Origin of the sequence: Psychrobacter sp. TB20-MNA-CIBAN-0197, assembly GCF_040309765.1 — a bacterium.
GTDB classification, from domain to species: Bacteria; Pseudomonadota; Gammaproteobacteria; order Pseudomonadales; family Moraxellaceae; genus Psychrobacter; species Psychrobacter submarinus.
Genome location: NZ_JBEOPC010001093.1, coordinates 1 through 250, shown reverse-complemented (window position 1 = coordinate 250; position 250 = coordinate 1). Strand labels below are relative to the sequence as shown.

The window sequence follows — 250 nt, the reverse complement described above, 5'->3', positions numbered from 1 at the left end:
GATCGGCAGTGTCATGGGTCTCAATCATGAAAAAGCCTTCAACGACCCGGAACACGGCAGCAGCCTGTGGTGCCTGGCGGTCGACCCGCATTGCTCGCGCCCGGGCGTCGGCGAAGTGCTGGTGCGACATTTGGTCGAGCACTTCATGAGTCGCGGCCTGGCTTATCTGGATCTGTCGGTGCTGCACGACAATCGTCAGGCGAAAAACCTTTACGCCAAACTGGGTTTCCGCAACCTGCCGACCTTTGCC

Annotated in this window: 1 protein-coding gene; it reads left to right on the top strand. The window is 59.6% G+C overall.

Annotated features, from left to right (window positions below):
• Window positions 1-13: 13 nt before the first annotated feature.
• Window positions 14-250: GNAT family N-acetyltransferase (locus AAEY83_RS17290; protein ID WP_351061138.1), on the top strand; the 237-nt coding region annotated here is incomplete at its 3' end.